Origin of the sequence: Pseudomonas sp. D2002 (assembly GCF_013385735.1) — a bacterium.
GTDB lineage: Bacteria > Pseudomonadota > Gammaproteobacteria > Pseudomonadales > Pseudomonadaceae > Aquipseudomonas.
In genome coordinates this window covers 181,641-198,497 of sequence record NZ_JACAPL010000006.1, presented here as the reverse complement: position 1 = coordinate 198,497, position 16,857 = coordinate 181,641, and the positions used below count along the sequence as shown (strand labels likewise).

Here is a 16,857-nt window from a genome sequence, read left to right as displayed (position 1 = left end):
CGCTCCCACATTAATCTCATTGTTTCTCAGCTTTGCATCAACTCACACAACGCGCGCACTTCATCCTCACTGAACAACCCCGCCGGGTAACGTTCACTCATCACACTGCGCAGGTCAGGCTGTTGCCTCACCTGTCGCGAGCCGTTTGCCTTCAACCAGAGCGCCAGCGCATGGATCGCATCACCATTGACCCGTGTGGGGTGGAACGGGCGCGTATAGATCAGGTTGATATCGGCATTCATTTCAGCGCTCTCTCCTACTGCGTGAGCGGCTAACTTACTCAAGGTTTGTGACAGAACTGTGCAGTCATCACCTTGGGTTACTGTGGCAACACCGATACAAGAGCTATGCCAATCTCCCGTGTTTATAGGCTTTCGGACACAAAAAAGCCCGCGACCGTGCGGGGCCGCGGGCTTGCTATGGGCGCTATAAACAGGTAGCGCTCAGGTATCGCTCAAACGCTGTTACAACTGCACTCAGTTTTTGTGCGGGGCCGGCTGTTGTTGGGTCAGGCAATGGATATTGCCGCCGCCCAGTAACAGTTCACGCCCCGGCACCATCACCACTTCGTGCTGCGGGAACAGGTTCTGCAGGATTTGCTTGGCCTGGCTGTCCAGCGGGTCGTCGAAGCTCGGGGCAATGATGCCGCCGTTGACGATCAGGAAGTTCACATAGGAACCGGCCAGCCGCACGCTCGGGTTACGCTCCTGGCTGCCGTCCACCGGTTCAACACCGGCGCACTCTTCCTCGGTGGCGTACAGCGGCCCCGGGATCGGCATTTTATGCACCGTGAATGCGCGGCCCTGGGCGTCAGTGCTGCTTTGCAGCACGTCCATGGCGGCGTGGCAGCGCGCGTAGTTCGGGTCTTGCGGGTCATCGGTCCAGGCCAGCAACACTTCACCTGGGCGCACGTAGCAGCAGAAGTTATCCACATGGCCGTCGGTTTCGTCGTTGAACAGGCCGTCCGGCAGCCAGATGATCTTATCCACAGCCAGGTTATCGCGGAGCACCGCTTCGATGGCCGCGCGATCCAGGTGCGGGTTGCGATTGCGGTTCAACAGGCACTCTTCAGTGGTGATCACCGTGCCTTCACCGTCGACATGGATCGAACCGCCTTCCAGCACAAAACCTTCGGTGCGATAGCGCGGGGCGCGTTCGATCTCGAGGATCTTGCCGCCCACCTGCGAGTCACGGTTCCACGGCGCGTACAGGCCACCGTCAAAGCCGCCCCAGGCGTTGAAATCCCAGTTCACGCCGCGCACTTCGCCGCTGTTGTTGATCACGAAGGTTGGGCCGGTGTCGCGCACCCACGCGTCGTCGTTGGACATTTCTACCACGCGGATATTGGGCAGGTCCAAACGCGCACGGGCATTTTCGTACTGCCCGGCAGACACCGCGACGGTCACCGGTTCAAACCGCGCAATGGCCTTGGCCACCGCCACATGGGCGGCCTGCGCCGGCTCGCCGCCCAGGCGCCAGTTGTCGGGGCGCTCGGGCCAGATCATCCAGGTTTGCGTTTGTGGCGCCCATTCGGCGGGCATGTAGAAGCCATCGGCGCGGGGTGTGCTGTGCAAGGTGGTCATGGCGTTCAGGACTCCGAATGGGGGTGAAGGCCGACTTTATAACGGATAAAAATCGGCTTTAAAAGCAATAAAATATCATGAATTACAAATATGACAGTTTATAGCCGATAACAATCGACTAATCACAAATGCTCATCCAGCACCTTCGACAGCATGTCGACAAAGAAATCCACGCTGCGTTTGGTGGTGACCATCGGCGGCTTGATCTTCAGGATGTTGAGGTAGTCGCCGGTCGGCTGCATAAAAATCCCCAGCTCACGCAGGCGGTCACACAACAGCGAGGTCTCTGCTGTGGCGGGCTCCAACGTCTGCCGATCACGCACCAATTCCAGGCCCAAATAAAACCCGGAACCATGCACAGCGCCCACCAACGGGTGACGATCAATCAGGGCTTCCAGGCGCGCCTTGAAATGCCCGCCCACCACTTGGGCGTTTTCCCACAGCTTTTCTTCCGCCATCACATCCAGCACGGCCATGCCGATCCGGCAACTGACCGGGCTGCCGCCTGATGACGAGAAGAAATAGCCCTCGGCCTCCAGCGCCTCGGCGATGTCACGCCGGGTGATCACCGCGCCCAACGGCTGGCCGTTGCCCATGCCCTTGGCCATGGTGATGATGTCCGGCACCACGCCCTGTTCTTCAAAGCCCCAGAAGAAATGCCCCATGCGGCCATAACCCACCTGCACTTCATCGGCGATGCACACGCCGCCCTGGGCGCGCACCAAGCCATAGACTTGCTGCAAATAGCCCGGCGGCAGGGAGATGCCGCCGGCATTGCCGTACACCGGTTCACAGATAAAACCCGCCAATTGGCGCTGACTGGCGGCAATTTTCGCCAGGTTGTGTTCCACGCTTCGCACGTAGTCCGGCGCACTGTCCTGCCCACGGAACTCACCACGATAGGTATTCGGCGCGGTCACCGGGTGCACCCACTCCGGGCGGCTGCTCAGTGCCTGTGGGTTATCGGCAATCGAGGTAGAAACCGCATCCGCCGCCACCGACCAGCCGTGATAGGCCTCCAGCACGCTGAGCATGTCGCGCCCGCCGCTGTAGGCCCACGCCAGCCGGATCGCCAAGTCATTGGCCTCGGTGCCGCTGTTGACCAGGAACACCCGGTCCATGCCCTCCGGCGCCAACGCCAGCAGCCGTTCGGAAAACTCGGCAATCGCCGCGTAGTGAAAGCGCGAGTTGGTGTTGAGCAGCGACCACTGCCGCGCCGCCACCGCCGCCATGCGCGGGTGGCCGTGGCCCAGCACCGCCACGTTGTTGAGCATGTCCAGGTAAGAGCGGCCCTGCATGTCGATCAGATGATTGCGCCAGCCGCGTTCGATGCGCGGCGGGTCAACGTAATAGTGCTTCTGTGAGCGGGCGAAACTGGCGTCGCGCCGAGCCAGCAGCGCCTCGGGGTCCAGCTCGGGTTCTGCATCACAGGCCAGCCCCAACAGCGTCGCCGGCGATGGGCAGAGGGCCTGCCATGCGTGTGCCCGGGTCGGTGTGCAGAACAGCGGCGGCTCAAGGTCGGCGCGGCAAAGCTGCACGGTGAGCGGCCCATGCACTTCGCCGAGGATTTGCCCTTTGACCAGCACTGCGCCCGGCTTCAATGTGGTGGTGACGCCCCATAAACGCAGGCTCAACGGGGCATCATGCACGCACAGCAAACCATCGACGCCCTGGCGTAACGTCCCGCCAAAGGGCGCTTCCAGCACGGTGCCATGGGGCAGATGCAATTCCACGTGCAGGGGGAACGTGTCGGGTTCGACGGCCGTGTCGGCACGGGTACGTGACAGCCGATATTGCCCATACCGGCTGGCCGCCAAACCGTGCACCGCCGCCGCTTCATCCAGCAGGCGCCGGTCGATGCCAGGTTGCTCCCAGTTGCCGGCCTCGAAATGCGGGCTGAGCACGCCCAAGTCAATCAGCGCAAATTCGCGCCCCACCAGGCCCGGCAGTAAGGGCGCGAACTCCTGGCTGGCCATCGGCGACAGGGCCTCACCGACGCAACGCAGAATCGCCGCTTCCATCAACTCAAGCGGCACCGAGGTCGCCACGTGGAAGATTTCCCACTCGTGCTCGGCGTTTTTCAATAAGTAGGTGTTATCCGGGTCGAGCCGTTGCTGTTGCTCGCTGCTCAGCACCAGCACCGCCGCACGGGCGACGATTAACGGCCACAGCACTGACAGCTCCTCGCGTTGCAGCGGCGTCACCGCGTGAAAGGCCTGGATCGCCGGCAAAATCGCAAAGGGGTCGCCGTCAGCATGGTGCAACAGCGCCGCGCAAGTCACCGACAGGTCGGCAATGCGCCAGGTGTGCACCAGATCACCGAAATCAATCACGCCCTGGACCTGCCAATGCCGCTGGGCATCGCGCTGCCACACCACATTGTCATCGGTGATATCCATGTGCACGGCTTGCCACGGCAGCTGCTCGGCCACGGGCCGAATGCGCGCATCGACCTGCCTGGCCACGCGTTCGATGGCCTCGCGATGGGGCAGGTTCTCCAGGGTGGCCAGCAAATGCGTGATCAGCTCGTGAGCGTGGCGCGGGTCCCATTGCAGCGTGCGCTCAAGGCCCGGGTGCTGGAAACGCGCGAGTGCGTGGCTGACTTGCCCGCACAGCTCACCAAAACCTGCGATCACATCGCGGCCCAGGTGCGGCAGGTGAGTCAGGGGCTGCCCGTCGATGTAGTCCAACACCCGCAGATGTAACACTTGATTATCGACGGTGACCGTCAACAGATCTTCACCGCTCAGCGCGCGAACCACCTTGGGCACGCGCACGTGCGCTTGCAGGTCATGCAGGGCGGCGTGCTGGGCGTGCAGCTCAACGGCTGCGTAGTCACCCCGGCAGATTTTCAGCACGAACCGCCCGCGCTCGCTGTCGACTCGGTAGTTGAGGTCCTGCTGGCTGCCCAGCGACAGCAGTGCGCCCGTCAGCCCGTAATGTTGCTCAAGTAGCTGTGCAGCTTGAGCCGCACTCACCTGTGGGCAAGGCAAACTGGCACGATGGATCAACGTGGCGAGCAACATTGTGGCGACCTCTGCTTTTTTAGGCGTCTATATCGCCATTGTTCAGGGCCGTTAATCAACCCCTCGCGCATCCCACGCTTGCACCGGCCCACTTCACAACTCAAGCTATGCTTCATTCGCCCAGTGTCCGTCTAAGGAAAAGGCCCCTCGACATGCGCATTCTCATCACCGGTGGTGCCGGGTTTATCGGCTCTGCCCTGATCCGCCACCTGATTCAACACACTGAGCACGAAGTGCTCAACCTGGACAAACTCACCTACGCCGGCAACCTGGAGTCGCTGACCAGCATCGCGTCCAACAGCCGCTATGAGTTCGTGCAGGCCGATATCATCGACCAGGCCACCGTCAGCGCCGTGCTCGCGCGCTTTGAGCCGCAGGCAATCATGCATTTGGCTGCCGAGTCGCATGTCGACCGCTCCATTGACGGCCCGTCGGATTTTATCCAGACCAATATCGTCGGCACCTACAGCTTGCTGGAAGCCGCCCGCGCCTATTGGCACAAGCTCGACGAGCCAGCCAAAAGCGCATTCCGCTTCCACCACATCTCCACCGATGAGGTCTACGGCGACCTGCACGGCGTGGACGACCTGTTCACCGAAACCACGCCCTACGCGCCCAGCTCGCCGTATTCGGCCAGCAAAGCGGCGTCCGACCACCTGGTACGCGCCTGGCAGCGCACCTATGGCCTGCCGGTGCTGTTGACCAATTGCTCGAACAACTACGGGCCGTTTCACTTTCCTGAGAAGCTGATCCCGCTGGTCATCCTCAACGCCCTCGCGGGCAAGCCACTGCCGGTCTACGGTGATGGTTTGCAGGTGCGCGACTGGCTGTTCGTCGAAGATCACGCCCGCGCCCTGCTAAAGGTTGTGACTGAAGGTGTGGTGGGCGAGACCTACAACATCGGCGGCCACAACGAGCAGAAGAATATCGACGTGGTGCGTGGCATTTGTGGCCTGCTCGAAGAGCTGGCGCCGCAACGCCCAGCGGGCGTAGAAAAATTCACGGACCTGATCACCTTCGTCAAGGACCGCCCGGGCCACGACCAGCGCTATGCGATCGATGCGAGCAAGATCGAACGCGAACTCGGCTGGGTGCCGGAAGAAACCTTCGAAACCGGCCTGCGCAAAACCGTGCAGTGGTATCTCGACAACCTCGACTGGTGCCGCCGGGTCCAGGACGGCAGCTACCAGGGTGAACGCTTGGGCAACACCGAGCCCAAGGACCTGATCGCCTAATCAGGCATAATGCGCCTGTCCCCACAGGCGCATCTCCCATGACTCCACCCCTTCCGCGAAGACCCCGCTGGCGCAGCCTCGCCCTGTTGGCGTTGTGCCTGGCACCGTTGCTGTGGCCGCTGGAGCACTTGGCCGAGCGCTATTACCGCAGCGAACTGGCCGGGCAAAACCGCCAGACCCTCGACCTGTACGTCGCCAACCTGCTCGGCACCTTGCACCGCTATGAAGTACTGCCGCAGATTCTCGGTGACCTGCCGGCCCTGCGTACCGCGCTGGACGCGCCCCAGGTCAGCACCAACCTGACCAACGCCAACCTGCTGCTCAAGGACGTCGCCGCCCAGGCCGGGGTGGAAGTGATGTACCTGATGGATACCACCGGCAAGACCCTCGCCGCCTCCAACTGGGATAAACAGGACAGCTTTGTCGGGCGCAATTTTTCTTTCCGTCCGTACTTCAGTGAAGCCATGGCCGGGCGCCTGGGGCGGTTTTTCGGTTTGGGCACCACGTCAGCCAAGCGCGGCTACTTCTTTGCGGCCGCCGTGCGTGACGGCGACAAAATCATCGGTGTGCTGGTGGTCAAGGTCGACCTGGACCACACCGAAAGCCTGTGGGGCAACACCCCCGAACAACTGCTGGTGACCGACCACAACGGCGTGGTGATCCTCACCTCGCGCCCGCAATGGCGATTCCGCGCCACCCGGCCACTGACCGCCGAAGAACGCCAGGCGATCATCGCCATCCAGCCCTACCCCACGCGCGACCCGCAGCCACTGGCGCTGAGCACCACGGCCTGGCTGCGCCAATCCACGGCCATTGCCGAAACCGGCTGGAACGTGGAAATTCTCGCGCCGCGCTCGCTGATCAGCCGCCCGGTGCGCACCGTGGTGGCCGTCGGCGGCGCCGCGTTGCTGGTGTTGATGTTGCTGCTGGGCTTGATGATGCAGCGCCGTCGGCATTACCTGGAACGCATCGCCTTCGAAGCCAAGGCCCGCCGCGAACTGGAAGCGCGCGTGATTGAGCGCACCAGTGACCTCGAAGGCCTTAACCGTCGCCTCAAGCAGGAAGTGCTCGAGCGCGAACACGCACAGCAGGAGCTGGTGCGCGCCCAGGATGACCTGGTGCAGGCCGGCAAACTGTCCGCGCTGGGCACCATGTCAGCGAGTATCAGCCACGAACTCAACCAGCCTCTTGCGGCGATTCGCAGCTACGCGGAGAACGCCGAGATTCTGCTCGACCATGAGCGCACCAACGACGCCCGCGGCAACCTCAAGCTGATCAGCGAACTGACCGGGCGCATGGCCTCGATCATCGCGCACTTGCGTGCGTTCGCCCGGCGCGACCGTCACGCCCCGGAAAGCGTGGCCCTGCAGCCGGCGCTGGATGACGCGCTGGCGTTGCTGGCCAAGCGGCGGCGGTCGATGGAAGTCGAGTTGATCCGCGACCTGCCGGAAGCGACCCTGTGGGTGCAAGCCGGCGAAACCCGCCTGCGCCAGGTGCTCGGCAACCTGCTGGCCAACGCCCTCGACGCCCTCACCGAAAAAGGCCCGCCGCGCAAACTGTGGCTGAGTGCCGAAACCACCGAACAGGGCGTCAACCTGTACATTCGCGACAACGGCCCGGGCTTTTGCATGGAAGCCCTGGGCCGCGCGAGCGAGCCGTTCTATACCACCAAGACGCGCACCCAGGGCCTCGGGCTCGGGCTGGCAATTTGTGACACGCTGATGCGTGCTTTTGGCGGCGAATTACTGTTCGCCAACCACAAGGAAGGTGGCGCGCTGTTAACCTTGAAATTGCGTGCCGGCTCGCCGGGCGTCAGTCTGCAACCGTCCGAGGACCGCAGTGTATGAGTATCGATAACCAGATTCAGGTGGTGTTGATCGACGACGATCCGCACCTGCGTCAGGCCCTGTGCCAGACCCTGGACCTGGCCGGGCTGAAAGTCCTGACCCTGGGCGAAGCCACCGGCCTCACTGCGCGCCTGTCCCGCGACTGGCCGGGCGTGGTGGTCAGCGACATCCGCATGCCCGGCATGGACGGCCTGGAGCTGCTCGCCGAGCTGCACGGCCAGGACCCGGAGCTGCCGGTGCTGTTGATCACCGGCCACGGCGATGTGCCGCTGGCGGTGCAGGCGATGCGCGCCGGCGCCTATGACTTCCTCGAAAAACCCTTCGCCAGCGACGCCCTGCTCGACAGCGTGCGCCGCGCCTTGGCCCTGCGCCGGCTGGTGCTGGACAACCGCAGCCTGCGCCTGGCCCTCAGCGACCGCCAGCAATTGAGCACGCGCCTGGTTGGGCACTCGCCGCAAATGCTGCGCCTGCGCGAGCAGATCGGCGCCCTGGCCGCCACGCGTGCCGACGTGCTGATCCTCGGCGAAACCGGCGCCGGCAAAGAAGTGGTGGCCCGCGCGCTGCACGACCTGTCGAGCCGGCGCAGCGGCCCGTTTGTGGCGATCAACGCCGGCGCGCTGGCGGAATCGGTGGTCGAAAGCGAGCTGTTCGGCCACGAACCGGGCGCCTTTACCGGCGCGCAGAAGCGCCGTATCGGCAAGTTCGAATTCGCCAACGGCGGCACGCTGTTTCTCGATGAAATCGAAAGCATGAGCCTGGATGTGCAGGTCAAGTTGCTGCGCCTGTTGCAGGAGCGCGTGGTTGAGCGCCTGGGCGGCAATCAGTTGATCCCGCTGGACATCCGCATTATCGCCGCCACCAAGGAAGACCTGCGCCAGGCTGCCGACCAGGGCCGTTTCCGTGCCGACTTGTATTACCGCCTCAACGTCGCGCCACTGCGCATTCCGCCACTGCGTGAGCGCGGTGAAGATGCGCTGATGCTGTTCCAGCATTTCGCCGACGAAGCCAGCAGCCGCCACGGCCTGCCGTTGCACGAGTTGCAACCGGGCCAGCGGGCGCTGCTGTTGCGCCACAACTGGCCGGGCAATGTGCGCGAACTGCAAAATGCAGCGGAGCGTTTTGCCCTTGGGTTGGAACTGGCATTGGATGCCACGGCGGACAACCCCGCCGCGGGCGTGCTGACGTCAACCACTGGCGGCTTGAGCGAGCAAGTCGAGCAGTTCGAAAAAAGCCTGATCGCCGCCGAACTGACGCGCCCCCACAGCTCGGTGCGCAGCCTCGCCGAAGCCTTGGGCATACCGCGCAAAACCCTGCACGACAAACTGCGCAAGCACGGCCTGAACTTCGCCGACAGCGCCAGCCACAGCACTGACGACGAATGACCCCGCCCACCCGCCAAGAGGCCACCATGAGCCGCGACAGCCGTTACCTGGAATCCATCCTTCACCACGACATCCCGCTCACCCGGGAAATGGGCCTCAAGGTGCTCGACTGGCAACACGGCCAACTGCAGTTGCACCTGCCCTTGCAGGCCAATATCAACCATAAGAGCACGATGTTTGGCGGCAGCCTGTATTGCGGCGCAGTGCTGGCGGGCTGGGGTTGGCTGCACCTGCAATTGCGTGAAGAAGGCATTGAAGATGGGCATATCGTGATTCAGGAAGGCCAGATCAGCTACCCGCTGCCGGTCACGCGGGATGCGACGGTGGTGTGCCAGGCGCCGGAGGAGAAGGTGTGGAAGCGTTTTGTGGCGACGTACAAGCGTTATGGCCGCGCGCGGTTGACGCTGGTGACGTGGATCGTGAATGAGGGCAGTGAGGAACGGGCTGTGGCGTTTACTGGCCAGTACGTCTTGCACCGCTAGCCGCCACAACACAAAACAACTGTGGGAGCGGGCTTGCTCGCGAAAGTGGCGTGTCAGTCACTCAATATGTGTCTGATACACCGCATTCGCGAGCAAGCCCGCTCCCACATTTTTGATTTGCTTTGGCCTTAAGATCTCGCCAGGTTTAGCAATCGTTCGCGCCACGCGGCCTTGGCCGGCAACGCCAAAAAGAACGGGTTCAACAACGATTCCCGCGCCGGGTAGCTGAACGGCTCGCCGCTCAACTCCAACACTTCGCCCCCGGCGCCCTCCAGCACGCCTTGGGCCGCTGCGGTGTCCCACTGCGAAGTCGGCGCCAAACGCGGGTAGCAATCGGCGCTGCCTTCAGCCAACAGGCAGAATTTCAGCGAGCTGCCGATATTCGCCAGTTTCAGTTCCCCAAGCCCTTCGCTCAAGCCGTCGAGCAGGCGCTCCTGTTCCGGGCTGGTATGGCGACGGCTGGCCACCACGGTGAAAGCCTCACCCGCTGCCGGGGTTTGGCGCACTTGAATCTGCTTGGGCGCTTCGCTCACATCCGAACGCCAGGCTCCCAGGCCCGCGCCACCGAAGTAGCAGCGGCCGCTGGTGGGCATCGACACCACGCCAAACACCACGCGGCCTTGCTCGATCAGGGCGATGTTGACGGTGAACTCTTCGCTGCCGGAGATAAATTCCTTGGTGCCATCCAACGGGTCCACCAGCCACCAGCGATGCCAGCCTGCGCGCACGCTCTGGTCGATGTCCGCATCCTCTTCGGACAACACTGGAATACTCGGATCGAGCGCGGTAAGGCCCGCCAGAATCAAGTGGTGAGCGGCCAGGTCCGCCGCCGTCACCGGCGAATCATCAGCCTTGGAGGTGACCGCCACATCCGCACGCCAGTACGGCAGGATCACTTCACCGGCCTGACGCGCCAGCTCAATCACAGGGGCAATAAACGGGTGGCCTAAAAACAGTTCGCTCATGCGGTAAACGCTCCACGCTGGGTCAACAGGTCTCGTACCAGATACAGTGCGGCCAGGGCGCGACCCTCGCTGAATTGCTCGTTCTGCGCCAGCTGCGACAACTCGCGCAGGTTGACCCGCTCCACGCGCATCGGTTCGGGCTCGTCGCCTTCCAGGCGTTCTTCGTACAGGTCGGTGGCCAGCACCACCTGGATTTTCTGGCTCATGTAGCCCGGTGACAACGACAGTTCGGTGATGTGTTCCAACTGCCGCGCGCCATAGCCGGCTTCTTCCTTGAGTTCACGATCAGCAGCCGCCAGCACGTCTTCGCCGGGCTCGATCAGGCCCTTGGGCAGCGACAACTCGTATTCGTCAGTGCCACCGCAATACTCTTCCACCAGCAACGCATGCTCATCATCGATCATCGCCACGATCATCACCGCGCCGTAGCCGGCACCGCGGCCCACCAGGCGCTCGTAGGTACGTTCAACGCCATTGGAAAAGCGCAATTGCACTTCCTCCACGCGGAACAAACGGCTACTGGCGACTATTTCGCGGGCGAGTACGGTGGGTTTCTGGCGCATAAGCGGCTCCTTGGCGTGATCGGGTTACTATACCGTGGCTTTTCCGATTGTCTGTGTCGGATATCTTTACTTACATGAGAACGCAAATGCCCTCTTTGAACTGGCACGCCATCGACACCGTCTTGCTGGACATGGACGGCACCTTGCTCGATCTGCATTTCGACAACCATTTCTGGATGGAGCACTTGCCCCAACGCTACGCCGAGCTGCACGGGGTGAGCCGGGCCATGGCCGAGCTGGAGTTGCAGCCGCTGTTCGAGCGTAACGCCGGACAGTTGCAATGGTATTGCCTGGATTTCTGGAGCACCGAGCTGAACATTCCGGTGCGCGAACTCAAGCTGGAAACCGCCCACCTGATCGCCCTGCGCCCGGACGCGGATACGTTTCTGGCGGCAATCAAACGGGCCGGCAAGCGCGTGATCCTGATCACCAACGCGCACCGTGATTCGCTGTCACTGAAGTTGGAACGCATTGAACTGGTGCCGTATTTCGAGCGGTTGATCAGTTCCCACGACTACGGCTTTCCCAAGGAAAACCCGCAGTTCTGGGCAGCCCTGCAAGCCGACATCCACTTCGACCCGGCCCGCAGCCTGTTTATCGATGACACCTTGCCGATCTTGCGCAGTGCTCGGGAGTTTGGCGTGGGGCATTTGCTGGCGGTGAAGGAACCGGACAGCAAGAAGGGGCCGAAAGACACGGCTGAATTTGCAGCGGTTGGGGATTACAGGGACCTGATTGTCGGGCTCTAATCAACTGTGGGAGCGGGCTTGCTCGCGAATGCTGAGTGTCAGTCAATACATTGGGTGACTGATCCACCGCTTTCGCGAGCAAGCCCGCTCCCACAATTTTGTTCTGTGTATTACTCAGGAATACGCAGCGTTTGCCCTGGGTAAATTTTATTTACATCTTTAAGCAGTGGCTTATTGGCCTCAAAGATTTTGTTGTACTGGTTGGCGTTGCCATACACCGCCAGGGAAATCGCGCTGAGGGTGTCGCCTTTTTTCACGACTACAAAACGTGCGGCAGCCACGGCCGGGCCAGACACAGTAATCTGGTCTTCTACACTGCCAACACCCGCGATGTTGCCTGCAGCCAGGATGATTTTCTCTTTCTCTTCCTGAGTGGCGACTTCACCCTTCACGGTGACCTTGTCGCCATCAACGGTGGCGGTGATATTCGGGTTTCCAAGCCCGACAGCGCTGATGTGCTTCTTCAACTCATCACTTGCGTTGGCATTACCCGGCGTCAACAGGTCAATCAGCTTCTCGCCCGCTTCCTTAACAAAGCTAAAAATACTCATGGTGCGCTCTCCTTGGGATTTAAGTTCCAGATGCCCAAGACTAGACCAGTCCTACAGATTCGGGTTCCGAACCGACCAAAGACTCAAACGCGCTAGAATCCCTCGCCATTGGAATAAGCCTGGAGCGAAGATGGACATCAAACAGCTGAAATTCCTCATCGCCCTCGACGAGACCCGCCACTTCGGCCAGGCGGCAGCGCGTTGTCACATCACCCAGCCGACCCTGTCGATGCGCCTGCGCAACCTGGAAGAAGAGCTGGACTTGCCGCTGGTCAATCGCGGCCAGCGCTTCGAAGGCTTCACCGCGCCGGGCGAGCGGGTATTGGCGTGGGCCCGCACCGTGCTGGCGGCTTATGACGGTTTGCTGGCCGAAGCGGCGGCCTGTCGCGGCAACCTGGTCGGTACGTTGCGCCTGGGTGTGGTGCCGCTGTCGAGCTTCGATCCCTTGGCGCTGATGCAACAACTGCATAAAGAGCACCCGAGCCTGCGATTCGAGCTCTCGGCATTAAGCTCCGAGCAAATTCTTGAACAGCTGGCGAGCAATCGCCTCGACCTGGGCGTGTCCTACCTGGAGCGCCTGGACAACGAGCGCTTCGACTCGCTGGCCCTGAGCGAGACGCGCATGGGCCTGCTCTACGACCAACGGTTTTTCAGCTTCGGCGACAAACCGTTGAGCTGGGAAGCATTGATCGAACTGCCCCTGGGCATGCTCACCAGCGGCATGCACTTTCGCCAGTCCATCGACCACAACTTCCACAGCCGTGGGCTCAACCCGCAGCCCTTGCTGCAAACCGATGCGGTGCATCAATTGTTACAAGCTGTTCACGGTGGCCTGTGCTGCGCCGTAATGCCACTGGACGGCGGTCTCGACGCCCTCACCGAGCACCTGCGCCTGCAACCCATTGAAGACGCTCACACGTTGGCGCGCCTGGGGCTGATCATGCGCCGCAGCGCACCCCGCTCGGCGCTGGCGGAAGCCTGTTTTGCGTTGTTTCAAAAATCGCAGCAAGACGCTTGATCGACGCCATCTATCGGTAGATCAGTACTGGCAATTAGACGCGACCCTTTGTCGCGCCTAGTCTAAACACTGATCAATCCGCCGGTGGTACTGCCCCATGAACGCCAAGCGCCCAGTCTGCGCGGCGCCCGCCCTCGAAACGCCCGCGCCCGCCGCCAGCCAGAGCTACCAGTTTTGCAATCTTGAACACACAGAAGTCGCCAGCACTGCGTTGGCGGAAGAAGTGGCGTTGGCGATTGCCTATAACGACATCAGCCAGGCCGTGATGCTGGTGACGCCGACGGACCTCGAAGACTTTATTGTGGGCTTCAGCATCGGAAGCGGCATTATAGCCGACGTTAGCGACATTTATGATCTGAAACTCAGCGGTTCAGGCTCAACCCAGTACGCCCAGGTGCAGATATCGAGCCGCGCGTTCTGGAACCTCAAGCAGCAACGCCGCCAATTGGCCGGCACCAGCGGTTGCGGGTTATGCGGTGTTGAAGCGGTAGAACAAGCGCTACCGAATCTTGAAGTGCTGCCCGGCGCGCCATTGCCGCCCGCCGAATGGCTTGATGGCCTGCGCCAGCGCATCAGTGCTTTCCAGCCTCTAGGCCAATACAGCGGCGCGGTGCACGCGGCGGTGTTTATGAACAACCAGGGCGAATTGCTGATGGGCCGCGAAGACATCGGCCGGCACAACGCCCTGGATAAATTGATCGGCGGGCTGATCCGCCAAAAGATTCCGACCGACGGCGGCCTGGCAATTGTCACCAGCCGCTGCAGCCTCGAATTGATCCAAAAAGTTCTGCGCGCGGGCATCCAGACCTTGGTCAGCCTGTCGTCGCCCACCGGCCTGGCCCTGCAATGGGCTCGCCGGCACAACCTCAATCTCATCCACCTGCCGCAGAAAAGTGCGCCGCGGGTCTACAGCCCTGCGATGGAGAACCAGCCATGAGCCAGCATCATCAAGCCGACCAAACCCCGACCCCGCGCTATAAGCCCTACAAAGGCCCGGCGGGCGGCTGGGGTGCATTGATCAGCGTGGCGCAGGCCTGGCTGACCAGCGACAACGCGCTAAAAAACCTGCGCATGATGCTCAAGACCAACCAGAACGGCGGCTTCGACTGCCCGGGCTGCGCCTGGGGCGACTCGCCGGAAAGCGGCATGGTCAAGTTCTGCGAAAACGGCGCCAAGGCCGTCAACTGGGAAGCCACCAAACGTCGTGTGGACGCGGCATTTTTTGCCAAGCACAGCGTGACCGCACTGCTGGAACAGAGCGACTATTGGCTGGAATACCAGGGCCGCCTGACCGAGCCGATGCGGTATGACGCCGAAACCGACCGCTACAAGCCCATCAGCTGGGAAGCGGCGTTTGATCTGGTCGGCAAACACCTCAACGCCCTGCCAAGCCCGGACATGGCCGAGTTCTACACTTCGGGCCGCGCCAGCAACGAAGCGGCGTACCTGTATCAGCTGTTCGTACGCGCCTACGGCACCAACAACTTCCCGGACTGCTCGAACATGTGCCACGAAGCCAGCGGCGTAGCCCTGGCGCAAAGCGTGGGTGTGGGCAAAGGCACCGTGACCTTTGATGACTTCGAACACGCCGATGCGATTTTCGTGTGGGGCCAGAACCCCGGCACCAACCACCCGCGCATGCTCGAGCCGCTGCGTGAAGCGGTTAAACGCGGTGCCCAGGTGGTGTGCATCAACCCGCTGAAAGAGCGTGGTTTGGAACGCTTCCAGCACCCGCAACACCCGCTGGAAATGCTCACCAACGGCGACAAACCGACCAACACCGCCTACTTCCGCCCGGCGTTGGGTGGCGACATGGCCATCCTGCGCGGCATGGCCAAATTCCTGTTGCTGTGGGAGCGCCAGGCCCAGGCCGAAGGCAAAGAAGCCGTGTTCGACCACGACTTCCTCAACGAACACACGGCTAATGTGCTGGATTACCTAGGCCAGATCGACGACACCTCGTGGGATGAAATCGTCTCGCAGTCCGGCCTGAGCCTGGTTGAAATCGAGCAAGCGGCGCGCATGTACGCCAAAGGCAAAAACGTGATCATGTGCTGGGCGATGGGCATCACTCAGCATCGCCACTCGGTGCCGACCATCCAGGAAATCGCCAACCTGATGCTGCTGCGCGGCAACATCGGCCGCCCAGGCGCCGGCCTGTGCCCGGTGCGTGGCCACAGTAACGTGCAGGGCGACCGCACCATGGGCATCAACGAACGCCCACCGGTGGCGTTTCTCGATTCCCTGGAACGCCGCTTCCAGTTCCAGGTGCCGCGCCACAATGGCCACAACGTGGTCGAAGCGATCCACGCGATGCTCGAAGGCCGCTCCAAAGTGTTTATCGGCCTGGGCGGCAACTTCGCCCAAGCCACGCCCGACAGCCCGCGCACCTTTGAAGCATTGCGCAGCTGCGACCTGACCGTGCAGATCAGCACCAAGCTCAACCGCAGCCATTTGATGCACGGTAAAGACGCGCTGATCCTGCCGTGCCTGGGCCGTACCGACATCGATATCCAGGCTGACGGCCCGCAAGCCGTTACCGTGGAAGACTCGTTCAGCATGGTGCACGGCTCCAACGGCCAATTGCAGCCGCTGTCGAAGCTGATGAAATCCGAGCCGGCCATCCTGGCAGGCATTGCCGCCGCGACCCTGGGCAGCAAACCGGTGGATTGGAACTGGCTGGTGGCCGACTACGGGCGCATCCGCGACCTGATCGCCGACACCATTCCAGGCTTCAAAGACTTCAACGAGAAGATCAAAAACCCGGGCGGTTTCTACCTGGGCAACTCTGCTGGTGCACGCCGCTGGAATACCCCGTCGGGCCGCGCAAACTTCCGCCCGAACGTGCTGCCCAAGGACCTGATTCACGAACGCACCCACGCCACGGGCCGCGTGCCAGACCTGATCATGCAGTCGATGCGCTCCCACGATCAGTACAACACCACCATTTACGGCCTGGACGACCGCTACCGTGGCGTGAAAGGTCAGCGTGACGTGCTGTTCGTCAACGAAGCCGACATCATCCGCCTGGGCTTCAAGCCGGGGCAGAAGGCCGACATCGTGTCGCTGTGGGAAGACGGTCGTGAGCGCCGCGTCAAAGGCTTCACCTTGCTGGCATTTGATATTCCAGCGGGGCAGGCGGCGGCGTATTACCCGGAAGTGAACCCATTGGTGCCATTGGAAAGCACCGGAGATGGCAGCCATACGCCGACGTCGAAGTTTGTGGCGATTCGTTTGGAAGCGGCGAGCGACAGTGGCTTGATCATGGCCCGCTCAGCCTGACTTAATCCGAGCTCTTCTTTGCTTGAGCGACCGCTTTCGCGAGCAAGCCCGCTCCCACACTGGAAATGCATTCCAAATGTGGGAGCGGGCTTGCTCGCGAAGAGTCCAGCACAGTCGCCGCCTATTTTTCAGGCGCAAAAAAAGGTCGCTTTTGCATAAAAGCGGCCGTTCCGA

Annotated in this window: 14 protein-coding genes; 8 read left to right on the top strand and 6 right to left on the bottom strand. The window is 61.9% G+C overall.

All coding sequences use genetic code 11. The features are described 5' to 3' along the window. Positions 1 to 26: 26 nt before the first annotated feature. The 3 genes from HX783_RS13870 to HX783_RS13860 form a co-directional block, all read right to left on the bottom strand. Entirely contained in the window at positions 27 to 242 is a 216-nt protein-coding gene (locus HX783_RS13870; protein WP_177017235.1) for a hypothetical protein, read from the bottom strand. A 234-nt stretch (positions 243 to 476) separates the two neighbouring features. Next, positions 477 to 1,583, bottom strand: a complete 1,107-nt coding sequence (gene aguA / locus HX783_RS13865) for an agmatine deiminase (protein ID WP_177017234.1) — start codon at positions 1,581 to 1,583, stop codon at positions 477 to 479. 122 nt (positions 1,584 to 1,705) lie between these two features. Further along, positions 1,706 to 4,609 (bottom strand): aminotransferase, encoded by a 2,904-nt coding sequence (locus tag HX783_RS13860; protein ID WP_177017233.1) that lies wholly within the window; start codon positions 4,607 to 4,609, stop codon positions 1,706 to 1,708. A 152-nt stretch (positions 4,610 to 4,761) separates the two neighbouring features. On the opposite strand from HX783_RS13860, the gene rfbB reads away from it, so the two are divergent. From rfbB to HX783_RS13840, 4 genes are read left to right on the top strand one after another with little or no spacing between them, the layout of a single operon-like run. Continuing rightward, positions 4,762 to 5,844, top strand: a complete 1,083-nt coding sequence (gene rfbB, locus HX783_RS13855) for a dTDP-glucose 4,6-dehydratase (protein ID WP_177017232.1) — start codon at positions 4,762 to 4,764, stop codon at positions 5,842 to 5,844. Positions 5,845 to 5,882: 38 nt separating this feature from the next. After that, positions 5,883 to 7,691: an ATP-binding protein gene (locus tag HX783_RS13850; protein ID WP_177017231.1), complete on the top strand. Its 1,809-nt coding sequence runs from the start codon at positions 5,883 to 5,885 to the stop codon at positions 7,689 to 7,691. After that, entirely contained in the window at positions 7,688 to 9,073 is a 1,386-nt protein-coding gene (locus HX783_RS13845) for a sigma-54 dependent transcriptional regulator (RefSeq protein ID WP_159953682.1), read from the top strand. Before HX783_RS13850 ends, HX783_RS13845 begins: the two co-directional genes overlap by 4 nt. Positions 9,074 to 9,099: 26 nt before the next feature. Continuing rightward, positions 9,100 to 9,555, top strand: coding sequence for a thioesterase domain-containing protein (locus HX783_RS13840; protein WP_177017230.1), 456 nt, complete (start codon positions 9,100 to 9,102; stop codon positions 9,553 to 9,555). A 128-nt stretch (positions 9,556 to 9,683) separates the two neighbouring features. Here the strand turns inward: HX783_RS13840 and cysQ are convergent, their stop codons facing one another. Beyond that, on the bottom strand, positions 9,684 to 10,520 hold the full coding sequence (gene cysQ / locus HX783_RS13835; RefSeq protein ID WP_177017229.1) for a 3'(2'),5'-bisphosphate nucleotidase CysQ: 837 nt from the start codon (positions 10,518 to 10,520) through the stop codon (positions 9,684 to 9,686). After that, the gene (gene nudE / locus HX783_RS13830) at positions 10,517 to 11,083 is read right to left on the bottom strand and encodes an ADP compounds hydrolase NudE (RefSeq protein WP_159953679.1); all 567 of its coding nucleotides are present in this window, start codon (positions 11,081 to 11,083) and stop codon (positions 10,517 to 10,519) included. Before nudE ends, cysQ begins: the two co-directional genes overlap by 4 nt. Positions 11,084 to 11,169: 86 nt before the next feature. Between nudE and yrfG the strand changes: the two genes are divergently transcribed. After that, positions 11,170 to 11,832 carry a GMP/IMP nucleotidase gene (gene yrfG, locus HX783_RS13825; protein ID WP_177017228.1) on the top strand — a complete coding sequence of 221 codons (663 nt, stop codon included), beginning with the start codon at positions 11,170 to 11,172 and terminating at the stop codon, positions 11,830 to 11,832. 110 nt (positions 11,833 to 11,942) lie between these two features. On the opposite strand, the gene lysM is transcribed toward yrfG, so the two are convergent. Next, the gene (lysM, locus tag HX783_RS13820) at positions 11,943 to 12,383 is read right to left on the bottom strand and encodes a peptidoglycan-binding protein LysM (protein WP_177017227.1); all 441 of its coding nucleotides are present in this window, start codon (positions 12,381 to 12,383) and stop codon (positions 11,943 to 11,945) included. A gap of 130 nt (positions 12,384 to 12,513) precedes the next feature. On the opposite strand from lysM, the gene HX783_RS13815 reads away from it, so the two are divergent. The 3 genes from HX783_RS13815 (at position 12,514) to HX783_RS13805 (ending at position 16,683) form a co-directional block, all read left to right on the top strand. Then, entirely contained in the window at positions 12,514 to 13,401 is an 888-nt protein-coding gene (locus HX783_RS13815) for a LysR family transcriptional regulator (protein ID WP_177017226.1), read from the top strand. Between the two features lie 97 nt (positions 13,402 to 13,498). Next, entirely contained in the window at positions 13,499 to 14,338 is an 840-nt protein-coding gene (fdhD, locus tag HX783_RS13810; RefSeq protein ID WP_177017225.1) for a formate dehydrogenase accessory sulfurtransferase FdhD, read from the top strand. Further along, positions 14,335 to 16,683 carry an FdhF/YdeP family oxidoreductase gene (locus HX783_RS13805; protein WP_177017224.1) on the top strand — a complete coding sequence of 783 codons (2,349 nt, stop codon included), beginning with the start codon at positions 14,335 to 14,337 and terminating at the stop codon, positions 16,681 to 16,683. The genes fdhD and HX783_RS13805 overlap by 4 nt, the downstream gene beginning before the upstream one ends. Positions 16,684 to 16,857 lie beyond the last annotated feature (174 nt).

Excerpts from the sequence above, each read along its gene's own strand:
- HX783_RS13870 (WP_177017235.1), bottom strand. The coding sequence starts at position 242 with ATGAATGCCGATATCAACCTGATCTATACGCGCCCGTTCCACCCCACA.
- HX783_RS13860 (WP_177017233.1), bottom strand. The coding sequence starts at position 4,609 with ATGTTGCTCGCCACGTTGATCCATCGTGCCAGTTTGCCTTGCCCACAG.
- fdhD (WP_177017225.1), top strand. The coding sequence starts at position 13,499 with ATGAACGCCAAGCGCCCAGTCTGCGCGGCGCCCGCCCTCGAAACGCCC.
- aguA (WP_177017234.1), bottom strand. The coding sequence starts at position 1,583 with ATGACCACCTTGCACAGCACACCCCGCGCCGATGGCTTCTACATGCCC.
- nudE (WP_159953679.1), bottom strand. The coding sequence starts at position 11,083 with ATGCGCCAGAAACCCACCGTACTCGCCCGCGAAATAGTCGCCAGTAGC.
- HX783_RS13840 (WP_177017230.1), top strand. The coding sequence starts at position 9,100 with ATGAGCCGCGACAGCCGTTACCTGGAATCCATCCTTCACCACGACATC.
- HX783_RS13850 (WP_177017231.1), top strand. The coding sequence starts at position 5,883 with ATGACTCCACCCCTTCCGCGAAGACCCCGCTGGCGCAGCCTCGCCCTG.
- lysM (WP_177017227.1), bottom strand. The coding sequence starts at position 12,383 with ATGAGTATTTTTAGCTTTGTTAAGGAAGCGGGCGAGAAGCTGATTGAC.
- HX783_RS13805 (WP_177017224.1), top strand. The coding sequence starts at position 14,335 with ATGAGCCAGCATCATCAAGCCGACCAAACCCCGACCCCGCGCTATAAG.
- rfbB (WP_177017232.1), top strand. The coding sequence starts at position 4,762 with ATGCGCATTCTCATCACCGGTGGTGCCGGGTTTATCGGCTCTGCCCTG.
- yrfG (WP_177017228.1), top strand. The coding sequence starts at position 11,170 with ATGCCCTCTTTGAACTGGCACGCCATCGACACCGTCTTGCTGGACATG.
- HX783_RS13815 (WP_177017226.1), top strand. The coding sequence starts at position 12,514 with ATGGACATCAAACAGCTGAAATTCCTCATCGCCCTCGACGAGACCCGC.
- cysQ (WP_177017229.1), bottom strand. The coding sequence starts at position 10,520 with ATGAGCGAACTGTTTTTAGGCCACCCGTTTATTGCCCCTGTGATTGAG.
- HX783_RS13845 (WP_159953682.1), top strand. The coding sequence starts at position 7,688 with ATGAGTATCGATAACCAGATTCAGGTGGTGTTGATCGACGACGATCCG.